Annotated in this window: 1 protein-coding gene; it reads right to left on the reverse strand. The window is 45.7% G+C overall.

What is annotated here, in order from left to right:
- On the reverse strand, positions 1 to 186 hold a 186-nt coding region (locus tag AAEY75_RS16085), incomplete at its 3' end, for an oxidoreductase (protein WP_502944447.1).
- Positions 187 to 256 lie beyond the last annotated feature (70 nt).

Below are 256 nucleotides of genomic sequence, written 5' to 3' on the forward strand. Positions count from 1 at the left end.
GTTCAGCCCTTCACTGATTATCAAACCCGCCGATGAGCGCTGTGTGTAATACTCTTGCATCATAGATGTGGCAATACTTTCTGCCGAGCGAGCCCGTGTCAAAGGTGCCATAATTATACGATTTTTCAGGATATAAGGTCCTACAACAACTGGAGAAAACAGGTCGTTTTCAGGGGTATTAATCATATTAACTCCTCATTTCCTGGCAGGCAGGAGAGTGCATTTTTGACTGAGGGAACCAATGCAGGGTCTACGC

Origin of the sequence: Psychrobacter sp. TB55-MNA-CIBAN-0194, from assembly GCF_040309505.1 — a bacterium.
GTDB lineage: Bacteria > Pseudomonadota > Gammaproteobacteria > Pseudomonadales > Moraxellaceae > Psychrobacter > Psychrobacter fozii.